Source organism: Streptomyces sp. NBC_01363 (genome assembly GCF_026340595.1).
In the GTDB taxonomy this organism is placed as follows: Bacteria; Actinomycetota; Actinomycetes; order Streptomycetales; family Streptomycetaceae; genus Streptomyces.
Map to the genome: position 1 here is coordinate 630,520 of NZ_JAPEPF010000001.1, position 17,470 is coordinate 647,989.

8 protein-coding genes and 1 pseudogene are annotated in these 17,470 nt (G+C 71.3%); 6 read left to right on the plus strand and 3 right to left on the minus strand.

Features of this window, described 5'->3' with window-relative positions; translation table 11 throughout:
• Positions 1 to 611 precede the first annotated feature (611 nt).
• Genes OG611_RS02905 through OG611_RS02915 form a run of 3 tightly spaced genes read left to right on the plus strand, consistent with a single transcriptional unit; the run spans position 612 to position 12,621 of the window.
• Positions 612 to 1,865 (plus strand): MFS transporter, encoded by a 1,254-nt coding sequence (locus OG611_RS02905; protein ID WP_266415224.1) that lies wholly within the window; start codon positions 612 to 614, stop codon positions 1,863 to 1,865.
• Positions 1,865 to 5,302: a type I polyketide synthase gene (locus tag OG611_RS02910; protein ID WP_266415225.1), complete on the plus strand. Its 3,438-nt coding sequence runs from the start codon at positions 1,865 to 1,867 to the stop codon at positions 5,300 to 5,302. The genes OG611_RS02905 and OG611_RS02910 overlap by 1 nt, the downstream gene beginning before the upstream one ends.
• Positions 5,299 to 12,621, plus strand: coding sequence for a MupA/Atu3671 family FMN-dependent luciferase-like monooxygenase (locus tag OG611_RS02915; protein ID WP_266415226.1), 7,323 nt, complete (start codon positions 5,299 to 5,301; stop codon positions 12,619 to 12,621). Before OG611_RS02910 ends, OG611_RS02915 begins: the two co-directional genes overlap by 4 nt.
• 156 nt (positions 12,622 to 12,777) lie before the next feature.
• Here the strand turns inward: OG611_RS02915 and OG611_RS02920 are convergent.
• The 3 genes and pseudogenes from OG611_RS02920 to OG611_RS02930 form a co-directional block, all read right to left on the minus strand.
• Positions 12,778 to 12,986 (minus strand): annotated as a pseudogene (locus OG611_RS02920) (hypothetical protein); the annotation flags it as partial.
• Between the two features lie 39 nt (positions 12,987 to 13,025).
• Positions 13,026 to 13,856, minus strand: a complete 831-nt coding sequence (locus OG611_RS02925; RefSeq protein ID WP_266415227.1) for a DUF4328 domain-containing protein — start codon at positions 13,854 to 13,856, stop codon at positions 13,026 to 13,028.
• Positions 13,857 to 13,970: 114 nt separating this feature from the next.
• A complete protein-coding gene (locus OG611_RS02930) occupies positions 13,971 to 15,578 on the minus strand; it encodes a glycoside hydrolase family 20 protein (protein ID WP_266415228.1) in 1,608 nt (535 codons plus the stop codon).
• A gap of 298 nt (positions 15,579 to 15,876) precedes the next feature.
• Between OG611_RS02930 and OG611_RS02935 the strand changes: the two genes are divergently transcribed.
• The 3 genes from OG611_RS02935 (at position 15,877) to OG611_RS02945 (ending at position 17,464) form a co-directional block, all read left to right on the plus strand.
• Positions 15,877 to 16,395 carry a 2-oxo-4-hydroxy-4-carboxy-5-ureidoimidazoline decarboxylase gene (locus tag OG611_RS02935; RefSeq protein WP_266425481.1) on the plus strand — a complete coding sequence of 173 codons (519 nt, stop codon included), beginning with the start codon at positions 15,877 to 15,879 and terminating at the stop codon, positions 16,393 to 16,395.
• Between the two features lie 206 nt (positions 16,396 to 16,601).
• A complete protein-coding gene (sdhC, locus tag OG611_RS02940) occupies positions 16,602 to 16,982 on the plus strand; it encodes a succinate dehydrogenase, cytochrome b556 subunit (protein ID WP_072486591.1) in 381 nt (126 codons plus the stop codon).
• Positions 16,983 to 16,987: 5 nt separating this feature from the next.
• Entirely contained in the window at positions 16,988 to 17,464 is a 477-nt protein-coding gene (locus OG611_RS02945; protein WP_266415231.1) for a succinate dehydrogenase hydrophobic membrane anchor subunit, read from the plus strand.
• Positions 17,465 to 17,470: the final 6 nt, after the last annotated feature.

Here is a 17,470-nt window from a genome sequence, read left to right on the forward strand (position 1 = left end):
TCCTACGGCCCCGCGGAAGACGACCGGGGCCTCTCCTGTGGGGGGTGGCGGCCCCGGTCGTCCTCGTTTCCCGCCATCCCCCCGACTTGCACTTTTGACGTGAGCAGACCACTCACGTGACCAGCCGCGCGACCAACGCGCCGGCCGGTTCGTCCGAGCTTCGCCAAACCGACGCGCCGCGCCGCCCCCGAAGCCGGCTTGCGAGCCCCCTCGACCCGGCGCCTTCCGCACGGGGACATCGCGCGCCCCGGAGAGTGATGCCGGACGCCGGCACCCACTCCCGCCGTTCTCACCCGTCTCCAGGTCGTTCGTGACCTCGCCGTGCCGCCGGTCGTGGCCGCGGAACCGGTCGGGACACCCGTGGCGGCGTACGTCGCCGACCCCGTCGCCGTGATCACCCGTGCGTCCACGGATCGATCGGAACCCGGAAATGTCAGCGGCCTGGTGTGAAGCCTGTGACAGACGGGCAAGGCTTGACGGAATTGGCAGGTACATGTGGCGAACCAGTGAACTCCTTGCGGGGATGGGGTGTTGGGGGACCGGTCCAGCAGATGAGGCTGGGGCAGCGGGCGATCGGCGCCAACTCCCCTCGTGGTTCCGAAAGGGTGCGCATGAAGCATTTCCGGCTGCTCGTTCTCGGTAACGGCGTTTCCGCGTACGGCAGTTATCTGAACATGGTCGCGCTGAACGTCTTCGTCTACGACGTCACCGGGAGCGCCCTGGCCGCAGGGCTCTTCATGGCGGTACGGCTGGGGACGAGCGTGGGGGCGGGGTTCGTGAGCGGGCGCCTCGTCTCGGCGTACGACCGCAAACGTCTGATCGTCGGCGCCGACCTCGGCCAGGCGCTGGCACTCCTGGCGCTGCTCCTGGCCCCGGAGGCCGGCCGGATCTCCTTGCTGTACTGCCTGGCCGTGGTCACCGGGGGCTGCTCGACGCTCTCGCAGGTCGCTCTGCGCAGCAGCATCCCGGAGATCGTGGGGGCCGAGCACCGGAGCCGCGCCAACGGTCAGCTGGTCACCGGCCGTTCCCTCGCCATGATCGCGGGCTTCGCCTCGGCGGGTGTGGTGGTGGCGCAGCTCGGGTACACGGCGGCGTTCGTCCTGGACGCGGTCACGTTCCTGTTCTCCGCCTCGGTACTGCTGATGCTGCCGATCCGCACGAGGGCCCGGACCGAGGGACCCGAGGGCGCCGAGGACGGCACGTCGAGCGCCGGTCACCATTCCGTCCGGTTGCTGTGGGCCGGCGCGCCGGTGCTGATGGCGATGATCGCCGTGCGGGCCGTCGACGGGCTGGGATCCTCCTCGCACAACGTCGCGCTGCCCGTCTACTCCAGCCTGCTGGACCCCGATCATCCGGCCACCTTCATCAGCCAGTTCTGGGCCACGTGGGCAGTCGGCACCATCATCGCCCAGCAGGTGCTGGCCCGGCACACCCGCCGGACCGGGCACACCTTGGGCGAGCGGGCCTTCGCGGTCGGCGCCTGCGTCATGTCAGGAGCGTTCATCGTCGTGTTCAGCGGGCTGCCCACCGTGCCGACACTCGCCACGGCACTCGTCGCGGGAGCGGCGGACGGAGTCACCGAAATCGTTTACGTGTCACGGCTCCAGGCGGTCCCCGACGAGCAGCGCGGACGCCTCTTCGGGCTCTCCGCCTCGGCCGAGAACGCCGGGTTCGGACTGGGGATGCTGATCAGCGGATCGCTGCTGGAGTCCTTGTCCCCGTTCCAGGTGGTCGCCTCCCTGCACGGCCTCGCCATCGTCCTGTGCCTCGCCCTGCTGACGCTGCTCGTGCTGCGCCGTTCCCCGGCCGGGCCCGACCGGGTGCGACAGCCCGGCAGCGGCACCTTGCGCGAAGGGCGCGGCTGATGGGCGGCGGCGGGCAGGACCCCCGCATCGCCGTGGTCGGGATGTCCTTCCGGTTGCCGGGGGCCGACACGCCGGAGGACCTGTGGCGCATCATCCGCAACGGCGAGGACCGCTTCACCCGCTTCACGAAGGACGAGCTGAAGGCCGCGGGCGTCCCCGAGGAGCTGTACCGGCGCGACGACTTCATCGGCGCCTCGGCCGTCCTGGACGACATCACCGGGTTCGATGCCCGGCACTTCGGGATGAGCGCCCGCGAGGCCCGCCTGACCGACCCCCAGCACCGCCTGTTCCTGGAGTGCGCGCAGCACGCCCTGGAGAACGCCGGCTACCCCGACGAGCGGGACGGAAAGCGGATCGGGGTCTATGCCAGCACCGGCTACCACCTGTACAACATGCAGTCCTATCTGCTCAACAACGTCCTGCCGAACGAGGACATCGCCGACTGGCTGGCCGGCATGCAGGTCCTGGTGGGCAACTACACCGACTTCAACGCGACCCGGGTCGCCTACCGGCTCGGTCTCACCGGCCCCGCCGTCAACGTCCAGACGGCCTGCTCCAGTTCGCTGGTGGGTGTGCACCTGGCCGCCCAGTCCCTGCTGCTGGACGAATGCGACATCGCGCTGGCCGGCGCCAGCGCCATCCATGTCCCGCAGGTCCTCGGCTACCACTACGTCAAGGGCTCGATCCTCTCCAGGACCGGCCGGCTCCGGGCGTTCGACGCGGCCGCGAACGGGACCGTCGGAGGCACCGGAGTCGTGGCCGTCGTACTGAAGCGGCTGACCCGTGCGCTCGCGGACGGCGACACCGTGCACGGCGTCATCCGTGGCTGGGGCATCTGCAACGACGGCGCCGGCAAGCAGGCGTTCGCGGCACCCAGTGCGCGGGGCCAGCAGGAAGCCGTACGCCGGGCGCTGGACCACGCGGGCGTCGGGGCGGACACCATCGGGTATCTGGAGACCCACGGCACCGGCACCCTCAAGGGCGATCCCATCGAGCTGGAAGGGGCGGGCGCGGCGTACCGGCAGGACACGGACCGGACCGGCTACTGCGCTCTCGGAGCCGTCAAGACCAACATCGGGCACCTCGACGTGGCGTCCGGACTGGCCGGTCTCGTCAAGGCCCTGCTGGTGCTCAGACACGGTGTGATCCCGCCGATCGGGGGCTTCAGCGATCCCAGCCCGCTGCTCGGGCTGGAGGACAGCCCGTTCTACGCACCCCGTGCCCTCCAGCCGTGGCCCGAGAACGGCACCCCCCGGCGAGCGGGTGTCACGTCGCTCGGGATCGGCGGCACCAACGTCCACCTGATCCTCGAGGAAGCCCCCGAACCCGGGCCGCGTTCCGCCACCGCGGCCCCGCCGGACGTGCTCCTGGTCTCCGCGACGAGCCGGGAAGCCCTCGCCGACAACGTACGGTCCCTGCGCGACGTGCTCCGCAGGCGGACCGCTCTGCCCTTGGCGGATCTCGTCACGACCGCCGCCCTCGGGCGCTCGCACGGCCGGCACCGGATCGCGGTCCGGGCAAGCACACCGTCCGCGCTGGCCGATGCTCTCGACGCCTGGCTCTCCGGCCCCGCACCGCTCACGACCGCCGCGGGCCCCGTGTCGCCGGGGGACGCGCCCACCCGGGTGGTGTTCCAGTTCACCGGCCAGGGTTCGCTGCGCCCCGGAGCGGCGGCGGCCCTGTACGAACGGTTTCCCGTCGTGCGTGAGGTCCTTGACGCCTGCGAGGCGTGGCATCGCCGTCTCACCGGTGAACCGATGCTGGCCGGACTCCTCACCGAGGGGGCGGGCACACCGGGGGCTGTCTGGCCGACCGCGACCGCGCAGCCGGCCCTGTTCGCCCTGCAGTGCGCCCTGGTCCGGCTGTGGGAGGAGTCGGGTGTCAGGCCCTGGGCCGTGACGGGCCACAGCGTCGGTGAGTACGCGGCGCTCTTCGCGGCCGGGGCGCTGTCGCTCGCGGACGGCCTGGAACTCAGCACGCTTCGGGGCCGGTTGATGCGGGATCACTGCGCGCCGGGCGCCATGGTGGCGGTAGCACTGGAGCGGGAGTCCGCCGCGGAGCTCGCCGCCTCGCGACCCGGGCTGGAGCTCGCCGTGACCAACGGGGAACACTCCCAGGTGCTGGCCGGTCCCGTCGCGGACGTGGACCGGATGTGCGCCGTGCTCGATGACCGGGGCACCCCGTACGAACGCCTCGCGGTGGACCGGGCCTTCCACACCGCTGCCATGGAGCCGATGCTCGACGCGTTCGCAGCGGTACTGGCGAAGACTCCCTTCACACCGATACGGACCCGCTTCATCAGCTCTCTCGACGGCCGGACCCGTGAGCCCGGCTGGATGCCGGACCCGGAGCATCTGGTCCGCCATGCCCGCGAGCCGGTGCGCTACGACGCGTCGCTGCGTGCCGTCGCCGGTGAACGGCCCGACGTGCTCCTGGAGATCGGACCGCACACCACACTCAGCAGCCTGGCCCGCCGCTCCCTGCCCGCGGTGCGGGCGACCCCCTCCCTGCACCGGAAGACCGGACTCACGGCGCTCTTCGGCGCCGCGGCGGCTCTGCACTGCGCGGGAGCGGATGTCCGCTGGGAGACGTTCCTGGCTGGCACCGGAGGGCGGCGTGTCCCGCTGCCCGGCTACCGCTTCCAGCACCGACACCACTGGGTCGGGGCCCCACCCCGGCCCCGCGGACCCATTTCCCCGGCGAGAGAGGAACGCACCATGACGTCAGAGGCGACGGAGACCAGGCACCTCCTGGACAGCATCCTCGGTGTGCTCTCCAGAACCTTCGGAGAGGACCTCACCTCGGTCCCGGCCGACACCCCGTTCTTCGATCTCGGTGCGGACTCGCTCCTCATGATCAACGCACTCCGGGAGATCGAACAGGAGCACCACGTCAAAGTCACGATGCGAGAGCTGTTCGACGAGACCGGAACGCCCCGGCTTCTCGCCGAACTCGTCGCCGCGCGGCTGCCCCGACAGCCCGGGACCGCCCCGCTGCCGGCCACCGCACCCGCCACCACCGGGCCGGTGTCCGAAGAGCCGCCCGCCGCAACGCACTTCGGTCCGGCAGCGGCCACCGCGCAGCCGTCCATCCCGCAGCCGTCCTTCCCACAGCCGTACGCGACGGAGCCCCCCTCCGCCGGACCTGCGGCACCGGCCACCCAGCAGCCGGCCGCCCGCGCTCCTCAGCCGTTCGCCCCCACGCCGATACCCGCGTGGCACACCACACCACCCTCCCCCGGCGTACCGCCGGTCGAACACGCCGTCGCGGACACCGGTTTCGTCACCCGGCAGGAGCTGCTGGAGCTGGCCCAACGGGTCCAGCAGCTGTCACAGATCCAGCTCCAGATGCTCACCCAGCTCTCCCAGATCTCCCAGTTGCTCGCACTCCGGAGCAACGCGACGGCGGCCCTGACGAACGACGAGGTGGTCCGGTGAACGAGCAGGAGAGCCTCACGGCCGGCCTGGACCGGGACCTGGCCGCCATGGCCGGACTCGCACAGCGCATCACCGAACAGATCGACGCCGGGCGAGCCATGGCCGGCAGTGCACCACAGCCTCAGGCACACGGGCCGCGCGTGGTGATCGCCCCTGATGCCGGCATGGTCCGCTCCACCTCACCCCGCACTCAGCAAGAGCATCTCGACGACCTCGTACGCCGGTACACGGCACGGACAGCGGCCTCCAGGCAACTCGCCCAGCGCCACCGCCGAAGACTCGCCGACAGCAGAGCGGTCGTCGGATTCCGCAGGTCGACCAAGGAGATGCTCTATCCCGTGGCGGCCCGTCGCGCGGACGGCGCACGGATCGAGGACATCGACGGCAACAGCTATACCGACATCACCATGGGCTTCGGGGTGCTCCTCTTCGGCCACGAGCCCGGCTTCGTCCGGGAAGCCGTACGCGAACACCTCTCCCGAGGCATCCGGCTCGGCCCCCGCAGTGTCGAGACGGGCGGGGCCGCCGAGCTGCTGTGCGAACTGACCGGAATGGAACGGGTGGCCTTCGCCAACTCCGGTACGGAGGCCAACGCGGCGGCGATCCGTCTCGCCCGTGCCGCCACCGGCCGCGACCGGATCGTCACCTTCCAGGGCTCCTACCACGGTCATGCCGACCAGGTGCTGGGCCGGCTGGCCGGCCACGGTGCTCAGGAGGGGACCGTGCCCGTCTCCCGGGGCATCCCGCACAGTGCCGTCTCCGAGCTGACCGTCCTCGAATACGGCAGCGAGGAGGCCCTGCACGCGATCGAACGCGACGCGTCGCGGATCGCGGTGGTCGTCGTCGAACCGGTGCAGAGCAGGCATCCCTCGCTCCAGCCGACCGCGTTCGTCCGCAGGCTGCGCGAACTGACCGCCCGTCACGGCATCGTGTTGATGTTCGACGAGATGCTGACCGGATTCCGCCCCGCTCTCCGTGGCGCGCAGGAGCTCTACGGCGTCACCCCGGATCTCGCCACCTACGGGAAGCTCCTCGGCGGCGGATTCCCCATCGGCGCGGTCGCCGGCCGCGCCGACATCATGGACGGGATCGACGGCGGCTACTGGACCTACGGGGACGACAGCGGCCCGACCGCCGACACCACCTTCTTCGGCGGCACCTACCTGCAGCACCCCGTGTCGATGACCGCGGCGCACGCCGTACTCACCCATCTGAAGGAACACAGTCCGCACCTGCAGGAACGGCTCAACGCCCGGACGACCGAACTGGCCACCGGGCTCAACGACTTCTTCGAGGCCGAGGAATTCCCCCTGCGGATGGGCTGGTTCGGCTCCCAGTTCCGCTTCGAGCACCGCGCCGACATGGAGCTCCTCTACTACCACCTGATGCTGCGGGGCGTGCATGTATGGGAGTGGCGCAACTTCTTCCTCTCCACGGCTCACACCGACGGCGACATCGAGCACGTGGCCGACGCCGTGCGGGGGTCGCTGAGGGACCTGCGGCAAGCCGGCTTCTTCCGCACCGGCAAAGCCCCGTCCCGGAGGCCCGCTCCCGGCCGGGCAGCCGTCACACCGGCGGCGGCCCTCCCGGTCCCGATGGCCGAAGCGGTGGCCGAGGCGGTGGCCGACACGCCGCCCGTTCCCGTAGCCGATACGCCCCCCGTTCCCGTAGCCGATACGCCCCCCGTTCCCGTAGCCGCCCCGGATTCCGCGGCGCTCACGACGCCGCGCCGCGCGGACTTCAGCCTCTACTTCTTCGGCGACTACCCGGACGACGGACCCGGCCCGAAGGAGGGCCGCTACGAACTGCTCATGGAGGCGGCCCGGTTCGCCGACCACCACGGGTTCGAGGCACTGTGGATGCCCGAACGGCACTTCAACTCGTTCGGCGGCCTCTTCCCGAACCCCGCCGTCCTGGCCGCGGCGCTGTCCCGGGAGACCCGGCGCATCCGCCTCAACGCCGGCTCGGTCGTGCTCCCGCTGCACGACCCGATCCGGGTGGCGGAGGAGTGGTCCATGGCGGACAACCTCTCCGGCGGACGCATCGGCCTCGGTGTCGCGAGCGGGTGGAACGCCAACGACTTCGTCTTCTTCCCCGAGCGCTTCGGGCCGCACAAGCAGGAGATGTACGACCGGCTGGAACAGGTGCGGAGCCTCTGGCGGGGCGAGCCACTGCGCCGCACCACCGGGGACGGCGAACGGGAGATCCGGCTCTTCCCGCGCCCCGTCCAGACGATGCCGCCGCTCTACACGGCGGTGGTCGCCAACCCGGAGTCGTACGAACGCGCCGCCGCGCACGACCTGGGCATCGTGACCAACCTGATGACCCAGGACATCGACCAGCTCAGGGAGAACATCGCCCGCTACCGCCGGGCCCGGGGGCGGCACGGCCTCGACCCGGACGCCGGGCGGGTCGCCGTCCTGCTGCACACCTATCTCGCCGAGGACCACGACACCGCCCGGTCCGAGGCCTTCGCACCGATGGCCCGCTACATGCAGGCCTCCCTGTCCCTGTTCAGCGGCGTCACCAACAGTCTCGGTGTCACCACCGACCTGAGATCGCTCAGCGAGGACGATCTGGACGTGGTCTTCCGGCGCGCCTACGGCCGCTACTGCGACCAACGTGCCCTGATCGGCGATGTGGACACCGTCCTGCCCGTGGTCGAGGCGGTGGTCGACGCGGGCGCGGACGAGATCGTCGCGCTGGTCGACTTCGGCGTCCGTGCGGACCAACTGCGCGCCGGTCTCCCCCGGCTGGACGCCCTCCGCCGTCGGCACCGGGAGCGACGGGCACCCGACCCGGGTGCGCCCCTGTCCCCGGGCCAGGAGCGGATCTGGTTCCTGGAACGCCTGCTCCCGGGACGCACCGCCTACAACGAGGTGAAGGCGATCCGCCTGCGCGGTGCGCTCGACACCGAGGCGCTGCACACCGCGCTGCGTCGGCTCGTCGCCCGCCACGAAGGGCTGCGCACCGTCTTCCGGCAGGCCGGCGATTCGGCGGTCCAGCTGGTGCGGGAGGCCGCCGAGCCCGACTTCGACGTGGTGGACGGCACCCTGCGGGCCGAGGCCGCCGTACGGGAGGCACTGGCGACGGAGAGCGCCCGCCGCTTCGACCTGGAGAACGGCCCGCTGTTCGTCAGCAGGGTCGTGCGTACCGCGGTCGACGAGCACGTGCTGGTCCTGTCGTTCCACCACATCGTGGTCGACGCGGCCTCGGCGACCGTCCTGTGCCGGGACCTCTCCGCCTTCTACCGGGCGGAGCGCGACGGCACGGAGGCCGGTCTGCCCGCACTGACCTGGAGCTACGCCGGGCACGCACGGGAACAGCGCGCGGCGGCGGACGGCCCCGACACCGCGCAGGACCTCGCCCACTGGCAGCGCGTGCTCGGCGGTGACCTGCCGGTCCTCGAACTGCCCACCGACCGCCCCCGGCCGGCGGAGATGACCTCCGAAGGCCGTGCCGTCTTCCGCTCCCTCGACCCCGGCCTGTCCGAACAGGTCAGGCAGCTGAGCCGCGGCCACCGCGCCACCCTGTTCATGACCCTGGTGGCCGGCTGGGCGGCGATGCTGCAACGGGTCACGGGGCAGGAGGACATCGTCATCGGCATCCCGGTCTCGGACCGGCCGCAGCGGGCCGAGGAGCTGATCGGCTTCTTCGTCAACACCCTCGCGCTGCGGGTCGACCTCGCCGGCGATCCCGGATTCGCGACGCTGCTGGACCGGGTGCGTACCGCCGCACTCGACGCCTACGACCACGCGGGGACACCGTTCGAGAAGGTGGTGCGCGTGCTCGCTCCGCCACGCAGGACGGACCGCACGCCGGTGTTCCAGGTGTGCGCCGAGTTCCAGTCGGCGGAGCCGTTCCGCCTCGACCTCCCCGGCATCGAGGCAGTCGCACTGGACGCGGGCCCCGACAAGGCGCTGACCGACCTGACGGTCTACTTCACCGACCGGCCGGAGGGCGTTCGCTGTCATCTGGAGTACAACGCGGAGCTGTTCGAGCCGAGCACCGTCGACATGTTCTTCACGGTCTTCCGCGACCTTCTGGCCGCCGCCGTCGGCAAGCCCGGCACACCGCTGTCCCTGCTCGCGCGTACGGCCGTCGAGGGTGACGAGGTGCCGGGGAGCTGGGAACACGGCCCGGTCCGGCCGGTCGCGGACACCACCGTGCACGGCTGGATCGCCCGGCAGGCGGCAGAGCACCCCGCGCGGACCGCGGTGGTGGGCGAGGACGCCGTACTGACCTACCGGGAGCTGGACGAGCGAGCCGGCCGGCTCGCCGCCGTGCTCGCGGAACACCGGGCGGACGGTGACCAGGAATCCTTGGTGGCGGTGTGGCTGCCACGCTCCGCGGAGCTCGTCGTGGCGCTGCTCGCCGTGCTGCGGGCCGGTTGCGCGTATGTGCCGCTCGACCCGTCGCTCGGTGCCGTCCGCGCCACGCAGGTGATCGCCGAGAGCGGCGCCCGCACGGTGATCAGCGGCGCGGACGGATCGCAGGACCTGCGGCTGCCCGGATCGGTGACCGTCGTCGCACCGGACGCCGCCCCGACGGAAGACCCCGGGCCGGGCACCCGGCCGGCAAGCGGCACCGGGGGCTCGTCCCCTTTCTCCGCGTGCTCCGTCATCTACACCTCGGGCAGCACCGGCACCCCCAAGGGTGTCGTGCTCACGCACCGCGGCCTCGTGGACCTCTGCCAGTGGCACCACGAACGCTTCGCGTTCACCGGCGACGACCGGAGTGCCGTCGTGTGCAGCCAGAGCTTCGACGCCTCCCTCCTGGAGGTCTGGCCGGCGCTGACGGCGGGCGGCACGATCGTCGTGGCCGGTGAGGCGGTCCGCCGCGATCCGCTCGCCCTGGCCCGGTGGTACGCGGACCAGGACATCGCCTTCAGCGTCCTGCCGACGGCCCTGGGCGAGCAGGTGCTGCGCCTGCCGGCGGCTGATCAGCCCCCGCTGCGCCATCTGCTGCTGGGCGGCGAAGCGCTCCGGAGCCGCCCCGGGCCCGAGGCCCCCTACGAGACGGTGAACATCTACGGCCCGACCGAGACGACCGTGCTGTGCGTCGTCGACACGGTCTCGCCCGGGGCCGACGGGCCTGTCCCGGACGACGGAGCGGACGTGATCGCGATCGGGCGTCCGGTCGACAACGTCACGCTGCGCGTGGTGGACGCGTCGGACAAGCCGGTGCCCATCGGTGCGGTGGGAGAGCTCTTCGTCGGTGGTCCGGGGGTGGCCGCGGGCTATCTGCACCGGCCGGACCTCACCGAGGAGAGGTTCGTGGCCGCCCCGGAGGGCGGGGCGGAGGGCGGGGCGGAGGCACGCTACTACCGCACGGGTGATCTGGTCCGCTGGACGGCGAACGGGCGACTCGTGTTCGTGGGCCGTACCGACGACCAGGTGAAGATCCGCGGATTCCGGATCGAGCCGGAGGAGGTGGCGCGGGTGCTGGGCCGTCTCGACGGTGTCCGCCGGGCGGCCGTCGTCGGCCTGCGCCGTGCGGACGGCGAAGCCTTCCTGGCCGCCTATGTGGTACCCACCGAGCCGGGCTGCGACAGTACGACGGAGCAACGGTCCCGCACGGACCGGTGGGCCGAAGAGCTGCACCGCCACCTGCCGGAGTACATGGTGCCGCGCGCCTGGCGGGTCCTCACCGAACTGCCGCTGACCGGTAACGGCAAGTTGGACCGGACGCAGCTCCCGCCGGCCGATCCCTTCCTCCCGGCGGACGGAGAGGGAGCCCGCCGGGCCGACCGCCCGTCGCCGGAGGCCGAACCCCTCACCGCGGTGGAGAACGGACTTCGTGATCTCTGGGCGGCCGAGTTCGGCCTCACCACGTCAGACGTCGATCCGGATGTCTCTCTCTTCGACCTGGGCGGACATTCGCTCACCGCGATGAGGCTGGTCAACCGGATCAGAGAGGCGTGGGGCATCGAATACCCGCTTTCGCGGCTCTACCAGGAACCCACACTGCGCGCGATGACGGAGTTCGTGCGCGGCGCCGGATCGAGAAGGGTCCTCCGCCGGGGCCCGGCCAGCCAGCAACAGTCGCGCTTCGCCACCCTGCACGCCCGCCACGCCAAGCCGCAGGTCTTCAACGTCGCCCTGCGGATCACCTTCTCCGGCCCGCTGGACCCCGGATCGCTCCGCACCGCACTCCAGCAGCTGCAAGAACGTCATGAAGCGCTGCGTACCCGCCTGGTACGTGCGGGTCTCGACTCCTGGCAACAGGAAGTGCTCGAATCCCGCCCCCTGGACCTGCCCGTCGACGACCTCACCTCATGGCCGGAGCCGGAACGGCAGGCCGAGGTGGGACGGCTCGCCGAGCAGGCGGCGGAGACACCGCTCGACCTCTTCGAGGGGGACGTGCTCTCCACCCGTCTGCTGCGCACCGGCGCCGAGGAGTGGGTGCTGCTGCTCGTGCTGCACCACTGCACCTGCGACGGATGGGCCCTGACCACGCTGCTGAAGGAACTCGCCGCGCTCTACCGTAAGGCTGCCACCGGAACCGAACACGGTCTGTCAGCCTCGGCGCCGCAGCAGGTGGAGTACGCGCACTGGCAGGTCGCCCACGCGGCGGCGACCGGTGGGCGCCGCACGGACTACTGGGTGGAGGAACTCGCCGACGCCCCCTTCACGGCGGATCTGCCGCTGGACCGGCCGAGGCCCGACACCCTCAGCGGGCGGGGCGGGGTCATCGAATTCACCGTGCCCGCCGAGGTCCGGGCCGATGTGGAACGGCTGGCTGTCCGGCGGGCGACCACGCCCTTCGTGGTGACCGCGGCGGCGCTCGGCCGGCTGCTGGCGGCGAAGGCGCAGCAGGAGGACGTGGTCATGAGCATCTCCTATGCGGGCCGGGAGAGCCGCGAGTTCGAGTCCCTGGTGGGCTGCACGGCCACCGGGTTCGCCCTGCGGGTCCGTGACGCGCGCTCCGGTTCCTTCGCGGCGCTGACGGACCGGGTCACCCGTACGACGGTCCTGGGCATGGAGCACGCCATGTCGCCGCGCCAGGTGGCGCCGGCGATGCGGGAGCGCAGGGGCGTCGAGATACCGGACGGCCTGGCCATCGGTCTGGCCTACGAGAGTTCGCTGGACACCGGGATCGAACTGCCGGGGCTCACCACCACGGTGGCGGAGATCGCCCCGGCCGCGTCCCGGTCGGAGTTCATCATGGTGCTGACCCCGGCCGAGGACGTTCTGCAGGGTGCCGTGGAGTACTCGGCCGACCTGTGGGACCGGGCGACGGTCGAGACATGGACACGGGAGTACGTGCGGCTGCTTCGGGACGAGGTCAGGGAGGCACTCGCCGACGGGGCGATCTGACCCCGGACTGTCCCGGGACGACGGGGGTGAGGGACGGCACGCGTGACCAGCCGCCGCCAGGAACAGGCAGGACCACCTGGCCGGGGGCTGGCCCACGCGGTAGACGAGAACCTCGACCCGGACGACAAAATGCCTGTTCAGAGGCACTTTCATGGCTCAGCCGGGCCAAGGGCGGCGGCCCCGGTCGTCCTCGTTTTCCCGGGCCGGACAGGCCCTGCCCCCGCCCGCGCGCAGCACCCGCTGTCCCTCCGCCGATACGTCCAGCACCTGGCGCAGCCCGGCCCCGCCGCCGGCACGTACGCGGTCTCCGCCAGCAACTCCAGGATCCGGACCTGGCGGCGCAGCTCCCCGGTCGGCAACGGACCGGCCCCCGAGCGTCACTACCGAGGGTCGCATTGCATCGCTCAGTGGGCGCGGCCCCAGTGGGCGCGCTCCGTCAGACCCGGCGCGCTCAGCGGATACACGCCGAGCGCCGCCCGCTCCCCCTGCATCCGGGTCAGCTTGCGCACGAAGAGGACGGCGAGCACCGCGGCCACGATGTCGAAGGCGTCGGTCGCCACCAACAGGCCCGTCGTGTCCAGGAGTTCCTGCGGCTGCTCGGCCCCCCAGTACCGTCGGGCCGTGTACTGGGTGATGATCTGCGAGCAGACCCAGGCGCCCCACCACAGGTTCATCACGGTGGCCGGGACCGTGCGCCAGCTGCCGTCGGTGTTGGTCTGGGCGCTCGCGGCCCAGATGCCGCCCGCGATCCGGCGCGGCAGCACCAGGTTGCCGATCGGGACGAACCACGCCCCGACGGCCCAGCCGGGCCGCATCGACTGCAGGCTCGGGTCGAACACCTCGGCGTTGAGCCGTACCCGCCGGAACCAGATAATGAAGACGACCCCGGTGGCCAGGTTCGTCAGGGTCTGCAGCGAGCTCGCGGCCGCGTACAGATCGTCCGCGAAGGTCGCCACCGCTTCGTCGTACGTCGCGAAGTCGTTCGCCAGTCCGGCCGCGAGCACGCGGCGGGTGTTCAGCCCCGCCGCCACGGCGAGCACATCGGCCACGGCGACGACTGCCAGCAGCACGACGACGGCCTTCGCGAGCCCCTCGGGCGAGCGCAGGTACTGCTGCGGCGCGAGGAAGGCCGGGGCGGGCGGCATCGGGGCCGCCGCCCCGGCCGGGCCTGCGCAGAGCAGGCAGCGTCCGTCGGCGGTGACCGGCGGTCTGAGACGGCAGGTGGAGCAGAGCATGAAGTGGAACCCCCCAAGGTTCTGAGCGCGAACGCGAGAACGCGCGCCCCTCCCCGGAACGCGCGGCAAGCGGAACCTAGCCCCCGCCCACCCCGCTGTCCACGCCGATTCCGCTCAGCCCGCCCCGTCGATCCGTGCGGCCAGGGCCCGGAACCGGTCCCAGCTCAGCGCCGGCTTGCCCGGGACCCACAGCTTCTGGGCGGTCGCGCGCAGCGGCATCCGGATGCCCTGCGCCACCTGCGCCGGGGTCTGCGCCTGCGGAAGGTCGCCCCAGACCGCGAACCGGCCGCCGAGGATCTGGCCGGAGTAGCGCGCCGGGACCGGCTGGGTGCCGCGCAGGACGAGCGGGGTCCACTGTTCGTAGATCCGCTCGCCCGTCGGGTAGACGAAGTTGTTGGGCTGGCCGAGCACGTAATAGAGGAACTCGTCGTTGAGGTTCACCACGCGCCGTCCCTCGCGCAGATACTCCTCGGGCTGCCGGGCGCCGTACTCCTTGCCCGTCCAGTACTCGACCTCGATGTCCTTGTCGGCGTGGACGATCCCGTCGCGGAAGAAGCCGTCGTTCCAGGCCTTGGGCCGTTTGCCGTGCGGGCGCACCACCGCCGCGCGGTCGTTCAGCCAGCCGGTCGTCAGGTCCTTGATGCCGGCCTGTGCTCCGTACTTCTGCTGGGCGGCGCGCTGCAGCTGCGGATACGAGGCGGCCGGGTTCCGTGCCATCAGCGCGAGGTACTCGTCGGCGCCCAGATGCCAGTACGCGCCGCCGAACAGCTCGGTGTACTCGCCGAGGAGTTCGTCGATGAGCTTCGCCGAGCCCGGGTTGGAGATGTCGAGCGACCCGGGCGAGCGCGTGCCCGACACATTGCGCAGCTGGAGGTCGGGGTGGGCCCGCAGCACCGCGCCGAGATGCCCCGGCGAGTCGATCTCCGGGACGACCTCGATGTGCAGCCGGGACGCGAGACCGACGATCCGGCGCACCTCCGCCTTGCTGAGGTGCTCCGGCGACACCACCTCGGGGTGGGTGTCGGACTCGATACGGAAGGCCTGGTCGTCGGAGAAGTGCAGGCCGAGCTGGTTGAGCTTGAGGTCGGCCATCTCGCGCAGCCGGTCCTCGATCCAGGCGGCGGTGTAGTGCTTGCGCGCGATGTCGAGGTTGAGGCCGCGCTGCGGCCGGTCGGGGCGGTCGCGCACCTCGCCCTCCGGCATCGCGCCGTCGGCGCGCACCGACTGCTTCAGGGTGCGGGTCCCGTAGAAGACCCCGGCCTGGTCGGGTCCGCTGATCCTGACCCGCCCGTCGTGGACGTCGAGGGTGTACGACTCCGGGGTGCCCTTGCCCGGGGCGAGGGCCAGCTCCACATCGCCCGCGCGGGCGGGGACGGCGCCCCGGTAGTGGATCTTCAGCTCCTTGGCCAGCAGCTGCCCCTCGTCCGCTAGCGTCCCGCTGCCGCCGGCGACGACGACCCCGCTGTCCGGGCCGGGCCGCCAGCCGGGGCCGCGGGCCGCGATGTGCTCCCGTACGGCGGGGATGGTGCGCGGGGCGGTGGAGAGCGGGTAGCTCCGGGTGGGCGAGGGGGCGGCCGAGGTGGGCGCGGGGGTGCGGGCGTCCGACCCCTGGCCGGCGAGTCCGCTGTCGGAGCCTTCCGGCCAGACGACGACGGCGATCGTCGCGGCGGCCGCCGCGGTGAGGACCGCACCGGCCACAAGAGCGCCACGTGAGGGCGACATCGGTAGAAACCTCCGTTATTTACGGCAAAACAAGGCAGAAGCAGTGGGACAGCCGGGCATTCTCCTTTGATTACGGTTCATCAGGCGTTCCGTAACTCTCCCGTCCGGGTGAAGTTCGCGTATTTGTCGGACGTCCGTTGCCCCTCCTCGCTAGCTTTGAGGCACATTCGTCTCTCCCTTCACCCCGCATCTGCCTGGTCTCATCCGCCCCTTCCCGCTCCAGGGTCACAGATGCCGTGCATCCGAGGAGCCCACGCTGTCCAGGTCCAGCGAGTCCCACGCCGGCCTCCCGGAGCAACTGCGGCAACCGGCCACCCGGACGGCCGTACCCGTCCAGAGCTCCGGAGCCGCACACGCCCCGGGCCTCGACCGCTTCAACACCGTGCCGCCCGCCGAGGCCGAGGCGGCGCTGCTGGACTGCTGCGGAAGCCACCGCTGGGCACAGCGGCTGACCGCCCACCGCCCCTATCCCGACCTGGACGCACTGCTGGCCGCGGCCGACGAGGCGGGCTACGACCTGTGCCCGGCGGATCTCGCCGAGGCGCTCGCCGTCGAGGTCTCCCCCGGGCTGCACCACGCCGCGCCGCACTCCGCCCATCTCGCGCTGCGGGCCGCCCACGCCGCGTACGAGTCCCGTTTCGGCCATGTCTTCGTGATGTGCGTGGACGGACTGGAGCCGGCCGAACAGCCGGACCAGGTGCTCGCCGGGATCCGGGCCAGACTGGGCCACGAATTCGACCAGGAACGGGTGGTCACCGCCGACGAGATGCGCCGACTCGCCCGGGGCCGCATCATCGAGCTGGTATCGGGTTCATAACGGAACGGGCTCGACGAATGGGGCGAGCAGCCTTTTCTAGCCCGTCCGTGCCTGTTTGATTGCCACTTTGATCACACCGCGGGCCCCCGCGCGAACGAACCGACAAACCGTCGCTACGATGGCCGGGGCCGGTGGACCGTACCCGGCCGGGTCAGACCGACAGTCAAGCCGGCCGACCCCAATCCCCGCTCCCGGAGGGTTCTTCCGTGCCGGCTGGAACGCTGTACCGCGGCCGGGAAGGCATGTGGTCCTGGGTGGCTCATCGAGTCACCGGTGTCCTCATTTTCTTCTTCCTGTTCGTACACGTCCTGGACACCGCTCTCGTCCGCGTCTCCCCCGAGGCCTACGACGACGTCGTGGCCACGTACAAGACGCCGATCGTCGCGCTCCTCGAATACGGCCTGGTGGCCGCCATTCTCTTCCACGCGCTGAACGGTCTCCGTATCGTCGCCGTGGACTTCTGGGCCAAGGGCCCGCGCTACCAGAAGCAGATGCTCTGGTCGGTCGTGGGCATCTGGGTCGTGCTGATGGTCGGGGCGCTGTACCCGGTCCTCGGCCACGCCGTACGCGAAGTATTCGGGAGCTGAGGCCAATGTCCACCGAGTCCTCCGCCGCGATCGGCTCCGTCGAGGGCGTCAGCCTGTACGACGTCGACAACCCGGCCCCGGTCATCGAGCCGCCGCGCAAGCGGACCGGCAAGACCCCCAAGGGTTCGCGCACCAACTTCGAGATGTACGCCTGGCTCTTCATGCGCCTGTCGGGCATCGTCCTGGTCGTCCTGGTCCTGGGCCACCTGCTGATCCAGCTGGTGCTGGACGGCGGTGTCTCCAAGATCGGCTTCGCCTTCGTGGCGGGCCGCTGGGCCTCGCCGTTCTGGCAGCTCTGGGACCTCGCGATGCTGTGGCTGGCCATGCTGCACGGCGCCAATGGTCTCCGTACGGTCATCAACGACTACGCCGAACGGGACAACACCCGTTTCTGGCTGAAGATGCTGCTGTACACCGCCACGGTGTTCACCGTCCTGCTGGGCACGCTGGTGATCTTCACCTTCGACCCGAACATCCGCTAGGCGCCG